The 17251-nt window shown below is 70.9% G+C and carries 12 protein-coding genes; all 12 read left to right on the top strand.

Features of this window, described 5'->3' with window-relative positions; all coding sequences use genetic code 11:
- Positions 1-49: 49 nt before the first annotated feature.
- On the top strand, positions 50-1426 hold the full coding sequence (locus ACWICD_RS01250) for a serine hydrolase domain-containing protein (RefSeq protein ID WP_454139032.1): 1377 nt from the start codon (positions 50-52) through the stop codon (positions 1424-1426).
- Positions 1423-2316 (top strand): serine hydrolase, encoded by an 894-nt coding sequence (locus tag ACWICD_RS01255; protein ID WP_454139033.1) that lies wholly within the window; start codon positions 1423-1425, stop codon positions 2314-2316. Before ACWICD_RS01250 ends, ACWICD_RS01255 begins: the two co-directional genes overlap by 4 nt.
- Before the next feature lie 75 nt (positions 2317-2391).
- On the top strand, positions 2392-3780 hold the full coding sequence (locus ACWICD_RS01260) for a serine hydrolase domain-containing protein (RefSeq protein WP_454139034.1): 1389 nt from the start codon (positions 2392-2394) through the stop codon (positions 3778-3780).
- 41 nt (positions 3781-3821) lie between these two features.
- Positions 3822-5423 carry an ABC transporter substrate-binding protein gene (locus ACWICD_RS01265; protein WP_454139035.1) on the top strand — a complete coding sequence of 534 codons (1602 nt, stop codon included), beginning with the start codon at positions 3822-3824 and terminating at the stop codon, positions 5421-5423.
- Positions 5424-5476: 53 nt separating this feature from the next.
- A complete protein-coding gene (locus ACWICD_RS01270; protein ID WP_376129180.1) occupies positions 5477-6472 on the top strand; it encodes an ABC transporter permease in 996 nt (331 codons plus the stop codon).
- On the top strand, positions 6472-8376 hold the full coding sequence (locus ACWICD_RS01275) for a dipeptide/oligopeptide/nickel ABC transporter permease/ATP-binding protein (RefSeq protein ID WP_454139036.1): 1905 nt from the start codon (positions 6472-6474) through the stop codon (positions 8374-8376). Before ACWICD_RS01270 ends, ACWICD_RS01275 begins: the two co-directional genes overlap by 1 nt.
- Positions 8373-9146 carry an ABC transporter ATP-binding protein gene (locus ACWICD_RS01280; RefSeq protein WP_376129183.1) on the top strand — a complete coding sequence of 258 codons (774 nt, stop codon included), beginning with the start codon at positions 8373-8375 and terminating at the stop codon, positions 9144-9146. The genes ACWICD_RS01275 and ACWICD_RS01280 overlap by 4 nt, the downstream gene beginning before the upstream one ends.
- Positions 9143-12547, top strand: a complete 3405-nt coding sequence (locus tag ACWICD_RS01285; RefSeq protein WP_454139037.1) for a serine hydrolase — start codon at positions 9143-9145, stop codon at positions 12545-12547. The genes ACWICD_RS01280 and ACWICD_RS01285 overlap by 4 nt, the downstream gene beginning before the upstream one ends.
- The gene (locus ACWICD_RS01290; protein ID WP_454139038.1) at positions 12544-13668 is read left to right on the top strand and encodes a M20 family metallopeptidase; all 1125 of its coding nucleotides are present in this window, start codon (positions 12544-12546) and stop codon (positions 13666-13668) included. The genes ACWICD_RS01285 and ACWICD_RS01290 overlap by 4 nt, the downstream gene beginning before the upstream one ends.
- Positions 13665-14471, top strand: coding sequence for a GNAT family N-acetyltransferase (locus ACWICD_RS01295; RefSeq protein WP_376129189.1), 807 nt, complete (start codon positions 13665-13667; stop codon positions 14469-14471). The genes ACWICD_RS01290 and ACWICD_RS01295 overlap by 4 nt, the downstream gene beginning before the upstream one ends.
- Complete coding sequence (menC, locus tag ACWICD_RS01300) at positions 14468-15568, top strand: o-succinylbenzoate synthase (protein ID WP_376129190.1); 1101 nt, start codon at positions 14468-14470, stop codon at positions 15566-15568. The genes ACWICD_RS01295 and menC overlap by 4 nt, the downstream gene beginning before the upstream one ends.
- Before the next feature lie 19 nt (positions 15569-15587).
- Positions 15588-17246, top strand: a complete 1659-nt coding sequence (locus ACWICD_RS01305; protein WP_454139039.1) for a PucR family transcriptional regulator — start codon at positions 15588-15590, stop codon at positions 17244-17246.
- The last annotated feature ends 5 nt before the right edge of the window (positions 17247-17251 follow it).

The following is a 17251-nucleotide window of genomic DNA, read 5'->3' on the forward strand; positions in this document are numbered from 1 at the left end:
AAGCCTTGATCAAGAGGCAGATTCCAATAATGGATACGAGGTGTATGCAATGGATGCCACGTTCGCGGCGCTCCAGGAGCTCATCGATCGCACGGCCGAGGATGCCGGAATCCCCGGCGCGGCGGTCGCGGTGGTGCACGACGGTGTCGAACGACTGTTCACGACCGGGGTCGCCAGCGTCGCGGCCCCCGCTCCGGTCACGATCGACACGCTCTTCATGACGGGTTCGACCACCAAGACGGTGACGGCGACGACGGTGCTCGCTCTCGTCGAGGAAGGGCGTCTCGACCTCGACCGGCCCGTCGCCGACCTTCTGCCCGAGCTGCGGCTCAGCAGCTCGCGCGCACTCGCGGCACTGACGCCGCGGCACCTCCTCACCCACACGGGCGGCTTCGAGGGTGACATCGCCGACGACGAGTCCGACTGGTCGCGTGCGGCTCTCGAGCGCAGCATCGCCCAGTACGGGGAACTGCCGCAGTACGCGCCGCCGGGGGAGAGTTTCTCGTACAGCAACGCCGGGTTCCGGCTGCTCGGTCGTCTGCTCGAGGTGGTCGACGGCGACGACTACGACATCGTGGTGCGCCGCCGCGTGCTCGAGCCCCTCGGCATGGGATCGAGCCTGTTCCTGCCGTGGGATGTCTTTTCCCGGCCCCACGTCGTCGGACACGAGGTGGGACCCGACGGCGCCTCGACCGTCGTGCACACGTGGGGTCTCGGCCGGTCCGCGCTCCCCGAGGGTGGCCTCGTCTCATCGATCGCCGACCAGGCGCGATACCTCCGGTTCCACCTCGATGGCACCGCTGCGGTGTCGGCGCCCGTCTCGCCGGAACGGCGTCGCTTGATGCAGACGGCGCAGGCCGATGCCGCCGTGCCGTTCGACGCGGTCGGGCTCCCGTGGCTCCTCGTGCGGGAGTACGGCACGACCGCCGTCACCCACGGCGGCAACGTCGCGGGCATCCAGCGCTCCACGATGACGCTCGTTCCCGACGAGGGGCTGGGCGTCACGGTGCTCGCGAACTCGGGGGCGGGCGGCGCGCTCGGTGCCGCGGTCGATGAATGGTGCTTCCGCACGTTGCTCGGGCGCGTGCCCGATGAGCCCCGGGCCGCGGTCTCGCAAGAGCCGCGCGAGCTGGCGCCCTACTGCGGACGGTTCGATGCAGGCACCTGGGGGATCGACCTCATCGCCGACGAGGGGATGCTGCGCGCGACGTTCTTCTTCACCTCGCCGTCCGACGACGAGCAGCGGGTGCTCCCGCCGCCGCTGCGCCTGGCGTTCACGGGGCTGCGCGACGAAGTGGTGCGTCCCGAAGCGCCGCAGACGGTCTTCGGGCGGTTCGAGCGCGGCGCGGACGGTGCCGTCGTCCGCCTGAAGACGCAGGGCCGCACGCTGCGGCGGACGGAGTCGCCCGCGGGTGCGCAGCGATGACCGTCGAGGATGACATCCGGACCGTTTTCGACGAAGCGGGGGTCTCGGGCTTCCTCCACGCGCGTCCCGTGGGCAGCCGTGCGGGATCCGAGGTCGACGTTTCGGCCGACGCGCGAGTCGTGCTGGCGTCGGTGTTCAAGATCCCCGTCGCCGTCGCGGTCGAACGCGCGGTGTCGGCGGGCGAGCTGTTGCCGCACGAGCAGACGACGATCACCGCACGTTATCGCCGTGGCGGTGTCGGGCTCGCCGGGCTCCGCGACGACGCCGTACTGACCTGGCGCGACCTGGCGCATCTCATGCTGACCCTCAGCGACAACGCCGCCACCGATGCTCTCTTCCATCGTGTCGGCCAGGCCGCCGTCGATCGGGTGCTCGCCGATCTCGGCCTGGCCGGCACGCGGATCGACGGATGCTGCGAGGACATCATCGACTCGATGGTCGACGAGCTGGGCATCCCGCGCGACGTCCCCGACATCGACGCGGCGCTGGGCCGGCAGCCCGCCGAGCGACTCTGGACCCTCTCGGCGCTCGATCCCACGCGATCGACATCGTCGACCCCGCGCGAGATGACGACGCTCATCGACGCCCTCTGGACTGACCGCGCCGCACCTCCCGACGCGTGCGCCCGCGTGCGCGCCGCGATGGCGCAGCAGGTCTGGCCCCACCGACTGTCGTCGGGCTTTCCGGCGGGCGTGCGCGTCGCGGGCAAGACCGGCACGCTTCCGGCGATCCGCAACGAGGTGGGGGCCGTGACGTACCCCGATGGCCGGGTCTACGCCGTGGCGGTGTTCACCCGCGCGGACTCGCTCGACGGTCATCGCCCCGAGGTGGATCGTGCGATCGGCGTCGCTGCGCGTCTGGCCGTCGACGCGCTGCGTGACTTTGGGTGATATGGACCAATCCTCCGTGTCAGTTTCATCCGGTTGAACAAAAACTGCGACGGCTTCGGTTCTTATGGTGAGGGGATGCAGAACATCGCCGATGTCGCCGATTTCCTTCGCACCGACTTCGCTCGCCTCGTGGCAGAGCACGGAGTGCCCGGTGCCGCCGTCGCCGTACTGAAGGACGGCGAGGTGATCGATGCCGCAGCCGGCGTGCTGAGCACGGCGACGGGTGTCGAAGCGACGCCCGACTCCGTCTTCCAGATCGGATCGATCACGAAGGTGTGGACGGCGACGCTCGTCATGCAACTCGTGGACGAGGGGCTTGTCGACCTCGACGCCCCGGTGCGCGACTATCTGCCCGACTTCCGGATCGCTGACGAGGGCGCGGCCTCGGCGATCACGACGCGGCAGCTTCTGAGCCATCAGGCGGGCTTCGAGGGTGACGTCTTCACCGACACCGGCCGCGGAGACGACGCGATCGAGAAGTACGTCGCGACGCTCGCCGAGCTGCCGCAGGTCTTCGCCCCCGGGGAGCTCTTCGCCTACAACAACGCCGGCTACATCGTGCTCGGCCGCCTCATCGAGGTGCTGCGCGAGACGACCTGGGAGGCCGCGCTCATGCAGCACCTCGTGGCGCCGCTGGGTCTCACTCACACGACGCCGAGCGCGTACGAGGCGATCCTGCACCGCGTCGCCGTCGGTCACGTCGGCCCGGGCGAGGACGGCGTCGAGACGCCCGCGCCGGTGTGGGCCCTCGCGAAGTCGAACGAGCCGGCGGGATCGATGCTCGCGATGCGGGCGCGCGACCTCGTGGCGTTCGCGCGTATGCACATCGAGGGCGGGGCCGCCGCAGACGGCACGCGCGTGCTGGCCGAGGCATCCGTCCGCGCCATGCAGGACACGCACGTCGACCTTCCGCTCGTCACCGGCATGGGCGACGCGTGGGGGCTCGGCTGGGAGATCTTCGCCGACAGGGCACCGCGCATCGTCGGCCACGACGGTGGCACGATCGGCCAATCATCGTTCCTGCGCGTCTTGCCCGAGGCGGGGATCGCCGTGGCGCTGCTCACCAACGGCGGCGACGTGATGGGACTGTTCAACGCGGTCGTGGGACGCATCGTGAAGGATGCCGCGGGCGCTGAGCTGCACGGGTTCCCGCTGCCGCCCGCCGAGCCGCTGGCCGTCGATCCCGCCCCGTTCGTCGGCGCCTTCTCGAACTCGACGTTCGACATGAGCGTGAGCGTCGACGACGACGGCCGCCTGTGGATGGACACGACGCCCAAGGGGCTCGCCGCCGAGATGGGTGAGAAGCCCCAGCGCGTCGAGATCGTCGGGCTCGCCGCCGATTCGCTCATCGCGCTCGAGCCCGCGATGAAGGACATGCACATGGTCTACACGTTCCTCGGCGATGACGGCTCAGGTCGCCGGAAGTACCTGCACTACGGCCGCGCGATGAGCCGCGCGGACTGACACCGAAAGCACGACACCGCCCGACACTCCAGGAGAACCGCATGACCGCCTTCACCAGGCCGGCGCTGACCGCCGCCACAGCACTACTCGCCGTCGCCGCCCTCACCGCCTGCTCGGGCGGGGGCGGGGGCGGGGGACAGCCCAGCGACGGAGGCGAGTACGTCGACGGAGCATCGTTCACCCTCGCGCAGGTCGCCGATCCCGGCGCGCTCGACCCGCAGGCATCCGCCGTCAGCTCGCTGTTCCAGCTGAGCGTCTTCGCCTACGACAGTCTGGTCTCGGTCGACGCCGATGGCACGGTGGGCAGCCAGCTCGCGAAGGAATGGAACGTCGACGGCCAGACGGTGACCTTCGTCATGAACGACGGCATCACCTGCGCGGACGGCGCGGACTTCACCGCGGACACCGTCGTGGCGAACCTGGACTGGATCTCGGACCCCGAGAACCAGAGCCCGTTCCTCGGGTCGTTCTACCCTCCGGGGTCGACGGCCGAAGCCGAGGGCAGCACCGTGACCCTGACGCTGGCGGGATCGACGCCCTTCGTGCTGCAGGGGCTGTCGAACGTGCCGATGGTCTGCGATGCCGGCATGGCCGATCGCAGTCAGCTCGCGACGCAGACGTTCGGCACCGGGCCATACGTGCTCACCGAGGCGGTGCCGAACGATCACTACACGTATGAGCTCCGCGAGGGGTACACGTGGGGTCCCGGGGGCGCGACGACAGCCGAGCTGGGGATGCCCGCGACGGTGACCTCGCGCATCATCCCCAACGAGACGACGGCGGCGAACCTCGTGATGTCCGGCGAGATCAACGCCGCGCAGATCGTCGGCCCCGACATGCAGCGCCTCGAGGCGGCAGACCTGTTCTCGACGAGCATCGAAGCCCTGACCGGCGAGCAGTGGTACAACCAGGGCGAGGCGCACGCGACGAGCGACCCCGCCGTGCGGATGGCCCTCACGCAGGCGCTCGATCTCGCTGAACTGCAGAAGGTGTTGACCGGGGGCACCGGCGCTCCCGCGAAGCGCCTCACGATCGTCGCTCCCTCGGCGTGCACATATGACGCCGTGACGGGGAACCTGCCCGAGACCGACGTCGATGCGGCGAACGCGATGCTCGACGACGCGGGCTGGACACTCGGGTCCGACGGCGTGCGTGAGAAGGATGGTCAGCGACTCGAGTTCACCTTCCTCTACGCCAACACGCTGGGCACGGGCGGCACGTCGGCCGCTGAGCTCGCGGCGAAGGCGTGGGAAGAGATCGGCGTCAAGGCCAGCCCGACCCAGAACGACTCGACGACCCTCACGAACGCGATCTTCGGCACGGGCGCGTGGGACATCGCGTGGGTGCCGCTCAACGTCAACAACCCCGACCAGGTCGTCGGCTTCGTGTCGGGCCCGGCTGCTCCCGAGGGCACCAACTTCGCCGGCATCCAGAACGACGCGTACGAAGCGGGCGTCGCCGAGGCGATGACGATCCCGGGCATCGACGGGTGCGACACATGGGCCGAGGCCGAGGCCGAGCTCTATCGTGCGGCCGATGTCGTGCCGTTCGCGAACAGTGTCGTGAAGACCTTCGGGAAGGGCGTGCAGTTCGATCAGCTCGACACGATCATCCCCACCAGCATCCGGATGCTGGCCGGCTGACATCAACCCGTGAACGCGTCGGACCCGGTCGGGCGCGGAAAGGACCCCTCCGCATGACCACCGCCGTCGCCCCGCCCGCCGCAGAGGTGCGCCCAGCCCGCGATCATCGCTGGCTCCGGTTCATCCTGCGCCGGACGGGGCGACTGGTCGTCTCGCTCTGGGTGCTCATGACGGCGGCGTTCCTCATGGTGCACCTCATCCCCGGCGATCCGGTGCGCGCTGCGCTCGGCCCGACGGCCTCGGCCGAGCTCGTCGCCGCCCGTCGTGAGGCCCTCGGGCTCAACGACCCGCTCCTCGTGCAATACGTCAACTACTTCCGCGGTGTCTTCACGGGCGACTTCGGCACCTCGATCCAGACGAACGTCCCCGTCGTCGACGTCATCGCGCAGCGTCTGCCGGCGACCGCGAGCCTCGCCGTCCTCGCGTTCCTCTTCGCCCTCGTCATTTCGATCCCGATCGGCGTCGCGGTGGCCGTCGCGACGCGTCGCGGGCGCGGACGCAAGCTCGAGCTGGGCTTCGCGTCCGGGAGCGTCTTCGTCTCGGCGATCCCCGACTTCCTCCTGGGCGTCGCTCTCGTCGCGGTCTTCGGCGTGTCGCTCGGCTGGCTGCCGATCGCGGGCCGCACGGGCCCCGAGTCCTACATCCTGCCCGTCATCGCACTGGCTCTCGGACCCGCCGCCGTGCTCGCGCGCATCGTGCGCGTCGAGATGCTCGGCGTGCTCGAGGCGGACTTCGTCCGCACGGCGCGGGCGAAGCGCCTGCCGGCGTGGCGGATCTATCTCAGTCACGCGCTGCCGAACGCCGTGACGGCTGCCCTCACGCTCGCGGGCCTCCTGCTCGGCACGCTCGTCGTCGGCACGGTTCTCGTCGAGAACGTCTTCGCATGGCCGGGTCTCGGCTCGACGATCGTGTCGTCCATCCAGATGAAGGACTACCCCGTCGTGCAGGCGACGGTGCTCGTCTACGGCGCGGGGGTCCTCATCATCAACACGGTCGTCGACGCGATCCTCGCGGTGCTCGACCCGCGCACGACGGTGGCGGAGCACTGATGCGCGCCGTCCGCCGCACGCTCGGCACGCCCCTCGGCCTCACGGCCGCGATCCTCCTCGCGGTCGTGCTGCTCACCGCCGTGCTCGCACCCGTGCTGTGGGGTGCGCAGGCCGACGTGACGAACACCGACAACATCCTCGCGGGGCCGTCGGCGCAGCATCCCATCGGAACCGACGGACTCGGTCGCGACCTGCTGCTGCGCGTGCTCGTCGCGACGCAGCTGTCGGTGCTGCTCGCCCTGACGGCGACCGTCGTCGCGGTCACGGCGGGCGTTCTGCTGGGCGTCGCGCCGTTCCTCCTCGGCCGTGCGGGGCGCGCCGTGACGTGGTTCGTCGGCATCGCGGTGGCCTTCCCGGGTCTTCTCCTCGCGCTCTTCTTCGCCGTCATCTTCGGCACCGGATGGTTCGGGGCCACGCTCGCGATCGGTCTGGCCGGGGCGCCGGCGTTCGCGCGCCTGTGCCACACGCTCGTCGCGGGCATCGCGGCGCGCGACTTCGTCGCGGCGGCGCGCATCGGCGGGGTCGGTCGCATGCGCGTGCTCTTCCGCCACATACTCCCCAACATCGGCGAGCCGCTCATCGTCAACGCGACGATCGGCGCCGGCGGAAGCCTGCTGGCCTTCGCCGGGCTCTCCTTCCTCGGCCTCGGCGTCCAGCCGCCCGAGTACGACTGGGGCCGGCTCATGATGGAGGGCTTGTCGGGCATCTACATCAATCCGCTCGCGGCGCTCGCGCCCGGCCTCGCTGTCGTGATCGCGGGCCTCGCGTTCAACCTCGTGGGTGAGGCGGCGGCGCGTGCACTCGGCATCCAGTCCTCGGGGATCGTCGCGCAACTCGCGAGCGTGCAGCCGCGGCGCGCGAAGCCCGCGACGTCCGCCTCCGTCCCGGCCGACGACGTGCTCACCGTCCGCGACCTCACGGTGACGTTCCCGGGCGAGCACGGGCTCGTCCGACCCGTGCGCGGCATCACTTTCTCGCTGCGCGCGGGCGAGGTCGTCGGCATCGTCGGCGAATCCGGATCGGGCAAGTCGCTGACGGCGCTGTCGATCGCGCAGCTCGTCGAGTCGCCCGGAGTCGTCGACGCCGACGTTCTGCGGTTCATCGGAGCGGACCTGCTTGACGGCGCACCGGCCGATCACCGACGCCTGCTCGGCACGTCGCTCGCGATGGTCTTCCAAGACCCCATGACGAGCTTCAACCCGACCAAGCGCATGGGCGGTCAGCTCGCCGAACTGTCGACGCAGCACCACGGCATGACGCGACGCGAAGCGCACGCTCGCGCCGTCGACCGCCTGGGTGCCGTGCGGATCGCCGACCCGGAGCACCGCGCCCGCCAGTACCCTCATGAGTTCTCCGGTGGCATGCGTCAGCGCGCGATGATCGGCATGGGGCTCATGGGCAGTCCGAGGCTCATCATCGCGGACGAGCCGACCACGGCCCTCGACGTGACGGTGCAGCGGCAGGTGCTCGATCTGCTCCGCGCGATCCGGGACGACGACGACGTCGCGATCCTGCTCATCAGCCACGACGTGTCGGTCGTCGCCGAGATCTGCGATCGCGTGCTGGTCATGTACGCCGGCCGCATCGTCGAGGACCTGCCCGCCGCGCAGCTGTCGCACGCGCAGCATCCCTACACGCGGGCCCTCCTCGTGGCCGTCCCCGACATGCAGACCGACCTCGATCGCCCTCTCGCGACGGTCGCCGGCCGACCCGTCGACCCCGCGCTCGTGCCTGCCGGCTGCGCCTTCGCCGCCCGGTGCCCCTTGGCCGACGACCACTGTCGCGAGGTCGACCCCGACCTCGTGACGGATGCGGCGGGTCGCCGCGTCGCGTGCTGGCATGCCGGGGAGCCGCTGCCGGTCGTGACGGATCCCGTGCGCGACGCCGAGGAGGCGGTCGTATGAGCGAGCTGCGCTTCGACGCCGTCTCGGTGCGCTTCGGGTCGGGCCGCGGTGCGACGACCGCCGTCGACGACGTCAGCCTCACGGTGCCCGACGGCGAAGTGCTCGGCCTCGTGGGCGAATCCGGTTCGGGCAAATCCACGCTCGCCCGTGCGTCGGTGGGTCTCACCCCGCTGCACGCGGGGCGCATCCTGCTCGACGGACGGCCGATCGACGTCCGCCGCGGCCGCCGGCCCCTGCAGATGGTGTTCCAAGATCCCTATTCGTCGCTCGATCCTCGCATGACGATCGGCGCGAGCATCGCCGAGACCCTGCCGAGGGGTCTGACCCGTGCCGCGCAGCGCCTCGAGGTGGAGCGACTGCTCGAGCTCGTGCACCTCGACCCCGCCCGTGCCGGTGCCTATCCGTCGCAGCTGTCCGGCGGCCAGCGGCAGCGCGTCGCGATCGGGCGCGCCCTCGCGGGGCGACCCGACGTGCTGATCGCCGACGAGATCACCTCGGCCCTGGACGTCTCGATCCAGGGCGCCATCCTGAACCTCGTCCGCGAACTGCAGGCCGAGCTCGGGCTGTCGATGCTGTTCATCTCGCACAACCTCGCGGTCGTCCGCTACGTCGCCTCGCGCGTCGCGGTCATGCACGGCGGCCGTATCGTCGAAGAGGGGCCGGCCGCTGAGGTCCTCTCCCACCCCCGCGACGAGTACACGCGCGAGCTTCTGGCCGCCATCCCCGGCCGAGTCCGTTCCCATCCCGACCCTTCGAGGAGCACCCCGTGACCCGCAGACTCCGCATCGACGACTTGCTCGACCTCACCATCCCGAGCCAGCCCGCTCTCGCACCCGGCGGCGACCGCATCGCCTATGTCCTCGCCGGTGTCGACGGCGACACCGACCGGCCGACGACGACGCTGTGGATGACGGATGCCGCGGGCGCGGCCCGCCGCCTCACGCAGGGCTCGTCCGACTCGGCGCCGGTGTTCTCGCCCGACGGACAGACCCTCGCCTTCCTGCGCGACGGCCAGCTGTGGACGCTGCCGGTCGCCGGCGGAGAGGGGCAGCAGCGCACGCACCTGCCGCTCGGCGCCGGCTCCGCGGTGTTCTCGCCCGACAGCACCCGCATCGCTTTCGTGGCGCCGGTCGAGCTCGAGGCGCACGGCGATGAGACCGATGACGACCGCGCTGAGCGCTCGACGAGTCCCATCGTGACGGACGGCGTCGGCTACGAGGTCGACGGCACCGGATTCCTCCGCGGCATGCGGATGCAGGTGCACGTTCTCGACCTCGCCTCGGGCGATGTGCAGCAGCTCACGTCGGCCGACGCCCAGGCGATGAGCCCCGCGTGGTCGCCCGACGGCTCGCGGATCGCGTACACGGCGGCGTCCGAAGGGGCGGGCGACCTCGTCTTCCGCGCGGCGGTGCACGTCATCGACCCGGCCGACCCCGCCGCCGCGCCGAAGATCGTCGGGTTCGCCGAGGGCTGCGCCATGACGGTCTCCTACACGCCGGACGGCGAGCAGTTCGTCGTCGTGGGCTGGGCGGCCGAGCCCGTCGGCATCGCGCGGCTGTACCGCGTGGACGCCGTCACGGGCGATGCCGTCGAACTCGCGGCATCCCTCGATCGCAACGTCATGCCCGGTGCCCCCGCGTATCCCGGCGCGATTCCGCAGGTGACCGCATCGGGCGATGTGCTCTTCGCCGTGCGCGACCGCGGATGCTCGCACCTGTATGCCGTTGCGCTCACGGGTGGTGAGCCCCGACTCGTCCACGGCGGCGACGGCATCGTCGTGGCGGGTCTGTCGGTCGCCGGCGATGTCGCGGCCTTCGCCGCCTCGGGGCCCGCCTCGTTCGGCGAGATCGTGCGGCTCGAGGTCACCACCGGCACGCACGAGGTCGTGACGGCGCAGGGCTCGGCACCCGAGGGCGTCGAGCTGTTCGTGCGGGAGTCGCGCGAGTTCGAGATCGGCGACGGCGTGAGGGTGCAGGGGTGGATCCTGCGCGACCCCGAGGTGTCCGGTGCCACGCCGCTCCTCGTCGACGTGCACGGTGGCCCCCACAACGCGTGGAACGGTGCGGTCGACGACATGCACCTGTATCACCAGGTGCTCGCCGCACGCGGCTGGACCATCCTGATGCTCAATCCGCGCGGCAGCGACGGGTACGGCGAGGAGTTCTTCACGGCCGTCAACGACGCGTGGGGCGTGAGCGACGCGAACGACTTCCTCGAGCCGATCGACGAGCTCGTCGCCGAGGGCGTCGTCGACGCGGCGCGGCTCGCGGTGACCGGCTACAGCTACGGCGGCTTCATGACGTGCTATCTCACGAGCCGCGACGACCGCTTCGCCGCCGCCGTCGCGGGCGGTGTCGTGAGCGACCTCGTGAGTATGGGGGGAACGAGCGACGACGCGCACCTGCTCAACGTCTTCGAGATCGGGGCGATGCCGTGGAGCAGCGCGGATCGCGAACGTCTCGCCGAGATGTCGCCCTACTCGCAGGTCGAGAACGTCACGACGCCGACGCTCGTGCTGCACGGCGATGACGACCTGCGCTGCCCCGTCGGCCAGGCGCGCCAGTGGCACACGGCGCTGCGCGAGCGCGGCATCCCGACCCGTCTCGTGCTCTATCCCGGCGGCAGCCACATCTTCCCGATCCTCGGGCGTCCGAGCCACCGCATCGACTACAACGAGCGTGTCGTCGACTGGGTCGAGCGCTACGCCGGCGATGCCGCAGGTCCCCGCCCCGCGGCGATCGACGCGGGGCACTGGGAACGACGGCTGACAGCCCTCGCGAAGCGCCACAACGTGCCCGGCGCGCAGCTGGGCATTCTGCGGATGCACGAGGGCCGGGCCGACGAGGTCGTCACGGCCGTGCACGGCACGCTCAACAAGAACCTCGAGGTCGCACCCGTCACGAAGGACTCGATCTTCCAGATCGGCTCGATCTCGAAGGTGTGGACGGCGACCGTCGTCATGCGCCTCGTCGACGAGGGCAAGATCGACCTCGACACGAAGGTCGCCGACATCCTTCCCGGTGTGCGTCTCGTCGACGACGAGACGACCGACGGCGTCACCGTCCGGCATCTGCTCACCCACACGAGCGGCATCGACGGCGACATCTTCACCGACACCGGTCGCGGCGACGACGCCGTCGAGAAGTATGTCGACTCGCTCGACACGGCCGGCCGCAACCACCCCCTCGGCGTGACCTGGTCGTACTGCAACTCGGGGTACTCGATCCTCGGCCGGATCATCGAGGTCGTGACGGGCAAGACGTGGGATGCGGCCCTCAGCGAGCTGCTCTACGAGCCCCTCGGCCTCACCCACACGGTGACGCTGCCCGAGGATGCGATCCTCTACGGCGCCGCCGTCGGCCACGTCGACGCGGGCGGCGAGCAGATCGTGACGCCCGCCTTCCTGCTGCCGCGTTCGGTCGGCCCCGCCGGACTCATCACGGCACGTGCTGAGGACGTCCTCGCCTTCGCGCGCCTGCACCTCGCGGGCGGCCTCGCCGCCGACGGCACGCGGCTGCTCGACGAGCGCACGGTCGCCGCGATGAACGAGTTCCACGCCGAGGTGCCCGACAAGCATGTGCTCGGCGATTCGTGGGGCCTCGGCTGGATCCGCTTCGAGTGGAACGGCGAGCGTCTCTACGGCCACGACGGCAACACGCTCGGGCAGGCGGCGTTCCTGCGCATCCATCCCGAGTCCGGCGTCGCCGTGACGCTGCTCACGAACGGCGGCAACACGCGAGACCTCTATGAGGACCTCTACCGCGAGATCTTCGCCGAACTCTCGGGGCTGCAGATGAAGGCGCCCGTGTCGGTGCCCGACGAGCCGCTCGACATCGACATCACCCCGCTCGTCGGCACGTACGAGCGGGCGTCGGTGCGCATGGAGATCCTCGAGGCCGACGGCGGTGCCAAGCTGCGCACGACGACCCTCGGTCCGCTCGCCGAGATGATGCCCGACCCCGTCGAGGAATACGACCTCGTCGGACTCGACGACCGACTGTGGGCCGTGCGGGCACCCGGGACGCAGACCTGGATGACGCTGACCTTCTATGCCCTGCCCACGGGTGAGGAGTACGTGCACTTCGGCGCGCGCGCGACGCCGAAGGTCTCGAGCGACGTCGCCCCGGCCGCGTCCGCCGAGGTCCGTGAGAAGGTCGGGACACAGGCATGATCACCGCCCCCGCCGACGTCGACACGCTCGTCGCCTCGATCCGCCGACTCGTCGAGTGCGAGTCGCCCTCGGCCGACCTCGCCGCCGTCGCCCGCTCGGCCGACGTCGTCGCCGCCGTGGGTGAGGAGCTCCTCGGCGTTCCCGCGGAGCGGATCGTGATCGACGGTGTGACGCACGTGCGCTGGCGCTTCGGCGACTCGACCCGCGTGCTCGTCGTCGCGCACCACGACACGGTCTGGCCGATCGGCACGCTCGAACGCCTGCCGTTCTCGGTGATCGACGGAGTGATGCGCGGACCCGGATGCTTCGACATGAAGACGGGCCTCGCGATGGCACTGCACGCCCTGGCCGCCCTCGACGATCGCGATGGCGTGACGCTGCTCGTGACGGGCGACGAAGAGCTCGGTTCGCCGACCTCGCGCGGCCTCATCGAGGAATCCGCCGCCGGTGCGCACGCCGCGCTCGTTCTCGAGGCCTCCGCCGACGGCGGCGCCCTCAAGATCGCACGCAAGGGCGTCTCGCTCTACGAGATCGCCGTCGACGGGCTCGGCGCCCACGCGGGCCTCGAGCCCGAGAAGGGCGTCAACGCCACGATCGAGCTCGCCCATCAGGTGCTCGCCGTCGCCGCCCTCGGCGACGCGACCGCCGGCACCTCGGTGACCCCGACGGTCGCGGGTTCCGGCACGACCACCAACACGGTGCCCGCCCGGGCCTCGTTCTGGATCGATGTCCGTGCGCAGACGGCTCTCGAGCAGGAACGGGTGGATGCTGCGCTGCGCGCGCTCGTGCCGACGGTCCCGGGCGCGCACGTCCAGGTGCACGGCGGCATCAACCGTCCGCCGCTCGAGGCTGCGGCATCCGCTCGTCTGTTCGCGCTCGCGCAGGCGACCGCCGAGCGCCTCGGCCTGGCGCCCCTCGAAGGGGTCGCCGTGGGAGGGGCCAGCGACGGCAACTTCACCGCGGGTGTCGGCGTGCCGACCCTCGACGGTCTGGGCGCCGTCGGCGGCGGAGCGCACGCCGAGCACGAGCACGTGCAGATCGCCGACCTCGTGCCGCGCACCCTGCTGCTCGCCGAGCTCGTCGAGGAGCTGCGTTCGGACACGGAAGAGGGCCCATCGTGACCGATCTGCTGCACGCCGATGACACCGTGGGCGACGCCCGCGCGGCGGCACACACCGCCGCCCGGGCGGCGGGGGTCACGGTGCGCGAGATCTCGAACATCGCCGAGGAGCACGCCGTGGTCGAACTGCTCTGCGGCATCTGGGGTCGAAGCGCCGAGAATCCGCCGATGGCGCCCGAGCTGCTGCGCGCCTTCGCGAAGGCGGGGAACTACATCGGCGGGGCGTTCGACGGCGACGAGCTGATCGGTGCGGCCGTCGCCTTCCATGCCTCGCCCGACCGGCACGCGATGCACAGTCACATCGCGGGCGTGCGGGATCCGCACGGCGGTCGCTCGGTCGGGTTCGCGCTCAAACTGCATCAGCGCGGCTGGGCGCTCGAGCGCGACATCGAGGCGATCGAGTGGACCTTCGATCCGCTCATCTCGCGCAACGCGTACTTCAACGTCGAGAAGCTGCGCGCGCGACCCCTCGAGTACCTTCCGAACTTCTACGGGGCGATGTCCGATGCCATCAACGGCGACGACGAGACCGACCGTCTGCTCGTGCGGTGGGAGCTGAACGACGACGTCGTGCGGGCCGCGGCATCCGGATCCGCTCGGCGCATCGATCCGCGCGCACCGGGGCACGTCAGCGTGGCGCTGCCGGAGCGGATCGAGCAGCTGCGATCGAGCGACCCGGCGCGGGCCCGCGTGTGGCGCCGAGACGTGCGGGAGCAGCTGTCCGGGCTGCTCGCCGCAGGAGGACGCATCGTCGGCTACGACCGGGCGGCGGGCTACATCGTGAAAGAAGGAGACAGCCGATGAAGATCGAGGGCTTCGAGCTGAGACGCGTCGCGATGCCGCTCGTCTCGCCGTTCCGCACGTCCTTCGGAACGCAGACCGAGCGCGACATCCTGCTCGTGCGGGCCGTGACGGATGCCGCCGAGGGATGGGGCGAATGCGTCACGCTTCCCGACCCCGTGTACTCGCCCGAGTACACCGAGGGTGCCGTCGACGTCATGAAGCGGTTCTTCCTGCCCGCTGTCGCGCGCGTCCGCGATGCGAACGGCGTCGCGGCGGCGCTGCACCGCTTCAAGGGTCACCGCATGGCGAAGGCCGCGATCGAGATGGCCGTGCTCGATGCCGAGCTGCGCGGCGAGGGTCGGTCCTTCGCCCGCGAGCTCGGCTCGATCACCGACACGGTGCCGTGCGGGGTGTCGGTGGGGATCATGGACTCCACTCCCGAGTTGCTCGAAGCGGTCGGCGGGTACCTCGACGAGGGGTACGTGCGGATCAAGCTCAAGATCGAGCCGGGGTGGGACGTCGACGTCGTGCGTGCCGTGCGCGAGAGGTTCGGCGACGACGTGCTGCTGCAGGTCGACGCCAACACGGCGTACACCCTGCGCGACGCACGCCACCTCGCGAAGCTCGACGACTTCGACCTGCTGCTGATCGAGCAGCCGCTCGAAGAGGAAGACGTGCTGGGCCACGCCGACCTCGCGAAGATCGTGCGCACCCCGATCTGTCTCGACGAGTCGATCACGTCGGCGCAGACCGCGGCGGCGGCGATCCGGCTCGGCGCGACGAGCATCATCAACATCAAGCCCGGCCGTGTTGGAGGCTACCTCGAGGCGCGCCGCATCCACGATCTGGCGGCGGCTCACGGCGTGCCGGTCTGGTGCGGCGGCATGGTCGAATCGGGTCTCGGGCGCGCAGCGAACATCGCGCTCGCGTCGCTGCCGGGCTTCACGCTTCCCGGTGATGTCTCGGCGAGCGACCGGTTCTACCGGACCGACATCACCGAGCCGTTCGTCATGCAGGATGGGCACCTCGCGGTGCCCGACGGGCCGGGTCTCGGCGTCGCCCCGCTGACCGACGTGCTCGACGAGCTCACGACCCACACGGAGTGGCTTCCCCTCTGAGACGGATATGCTCCCGCTCATGACATCCGCTCCGGAGCACGGCTTCGCGCGGTCCAGTCTCGGCCGCATCTACGACGACCTCGGCATCACGCTGCTCGAGATCGCGCACGGCGGCATCGACGCGGCGCGGCTCGTCGGAGGTGTCGTCATCCATGACCCCGCCGACGAACCCGTCTACCCCGAGCACGCGATCGTTCTGGGGATCGGTATCCAGGATGCCGCGGGCCTGACGGCGCTGCTCGACGACCTCGCGCCGCGCTCGATCGCGGCCGTCGTCGTGCGTTCACCCGTTCCGGTGACCGACGCCGTGCGCGCCGCGGCGGATCGACGGGGCGTCACGCTGCTCGGATTGGCGCGCGGTGCGACCTGGACGCAGCTCGCGGCCCTGCTGCGGTCGCTCCTGGCCGAAGACGACGTCGGCGAAGAGCAGATCGAATCGCTTGGCGGGCTTCCTTCAGGGGACCTCTTCGCGGTCGCGAACGCCATCGCGGCACTGCTCGACGCCCCCATCACGATCGAAGACCGCTCATCGCGTGTGCTCGCCTTCTCGGGACGACAGGACGAGGCCGACCCCTCGCGCGCCGAGACGATCATCGGGCGCCAGGTGCCCGAGCGCTACGCCCGGACGCTGACCGAGCTCGGGGTGTTCCGCGAGCTGTACCGTCACGACCATCCCGTCGTGATCGATCCGATCCAGCTCGGAGAGGGCGTCACGACGCAGCGCGTCGCGATCGCCGTGCGCGCGGGCGATGAGATGCTCGGCTCGATCTGGGCGGCGATGGACGGGCCGCTCACCGACGAGCGCGTCGCGACCCTGCGCGATGCGGCGAAGCTCGTGGCGCTCCATCTGCTGCGCGTGCGCGCGGGCGCCGACGTGCAGCGGCGCCTGCGCGCCGAGCTCGTGAGCACGGCGCTCGAGGGCGGCGCCGGTGCGCGTGACGCCCTCGAGCGCTTGAGTCTGGCGGGCGAGCCGGTCAGCGTCGTGGCGGCATCCCTCACGGCGGCGACGCCGAACGGGGCGTCACGGGATGACCAGCAGCTCCTCGCCGACCGGGAGCGCTTCGCCGATGCGCTCGCCGTGCACCTGTCGGCGGTGCGGCCGGGCTCGGCCGCGGCGCTCGTGGGCGACACCGTCTACGGTCTGCTCCCCGTCGCGGGCGATGACGACCAGGTGCGCGCCGTGCGGATCGCCCGGGATTTCCTCGAGCGCGTGGGCACGCGCATGCCGGCCGTCATCGCCGTCGGCCCGTGCGCCGACGACATCGCCGGTGTCGCGCGGTCGCGCGCCGCGGCACAGCGCGTGCTGCGGGTGCTCCGCGAGCAGCATCCGCCGTCCGATGACCGCCCCGTGCGCCTCGTCGCGCGCATGGCGGATGTGCTGACCGAATCGCTGCTCTTGGAGTTGAGGGATCTCGTCGCGGCGCGCGGTGACGTCGTGACGGGCGCCGTCGCGCGCCTGGTCGAGCACGATGATCGCGCGGGCGGCCACCTCGTCGCGACCCTGAGTGCGTGGCTGGACCACTTCGGTGACGTCGGGCGTGCGGCGGCGACGATGTTCGTGCATCCCAACACGTTCCGCTACCGGCTGCGCAAGGCTGCCGAGGTCGGCCGGCTCGACCTCGGCGACGCTGATGCGCGGTTCACCGCGATGCTGCAACTGCGCATGCTCGGCCGTTGACGCCG

It is taken from the genome of Microbacterium sp. NPDC055357, assembly GCF_053644835.1.

What these genes read in the sequence shown, in the direction of transcription:
- ACWICD_RS01270 (WP_376129180.1), top strand. Translation starts at nt 5,477, where the DNA reads ATGACCACCGCCGTCGCCCCGCCCGCCGCAGAGGTGCGCCCAGCCCGC.
- ACWICD_RS01275 (WP_454139036.1), top strand. Translation starts at nt 6,472, where the DNA reads ATGCGCGCCGTCCGCCGCACGCTCGGCACGCCCCTCGGCCTCACGGCC.
- ACWICD_RS01250 (WP_454139032.1), top strand. Translation starts at nt 50, where the DNA reads ATGGATGCCACGTTCGCGGCGCTCCAGGAGCTCATCGATCGCACGGCC.
- ACWICD_RS01260 (WP_454139034.1), top strand. Translation starts at nt 2,392, where the DNA reads ATGCAGAACATCGCCGATGTCGCCGATTTCCTTCGCACCGACTTCGCT.
- ACWICD_RS01290 (WP_454139038.1), top strand. Translation starts at nt 12,544, where the DNA reads ATGATCACCGCCCCCGCCGACGTCGACACGCTCGTCGCCTCGATCCGC.
- ACWICD_RS01280 (WP_376129183.1), top strand. Translation starts at nt 8,373, where the DNA reads ATGAGCGAGCTGCGCTTCGACGCCGTCTCGGTGCGCTTCGGGTCGGGC.
- ACWICD_RS01265 (WP_454139035.1), top strand. Translation starts at nt 3,822, where the DNA reads ATGACCGCCTTCACCAGGCCGGCGCTGACCGCCGCCACAGCACTACTC.
- ACWICD_RS01255 (WP_454139033.1), top strand. Translation starts at nt 1,423, where the DNA reads ATGACCGTCGAGGATGACATCCGGACCGTTTTCGACGAAGCGGGGGTC.
- ACWICD_RS01305 (WP_454139039.1), top strand. Translation starts at nt 15,588, where the DNA reads ATGACATCCGCTCCGGAGCACGGCTTCGCGCGGTCCAGTCTCGGCCGC.
- menC (WP_376129190.1), top strand. Translation starts at nt 14,468, where the DNA reads ATGAAGATCGAGGGCTTCGAGCTGAGACGCGTCGCGATGCCGCTCGTC.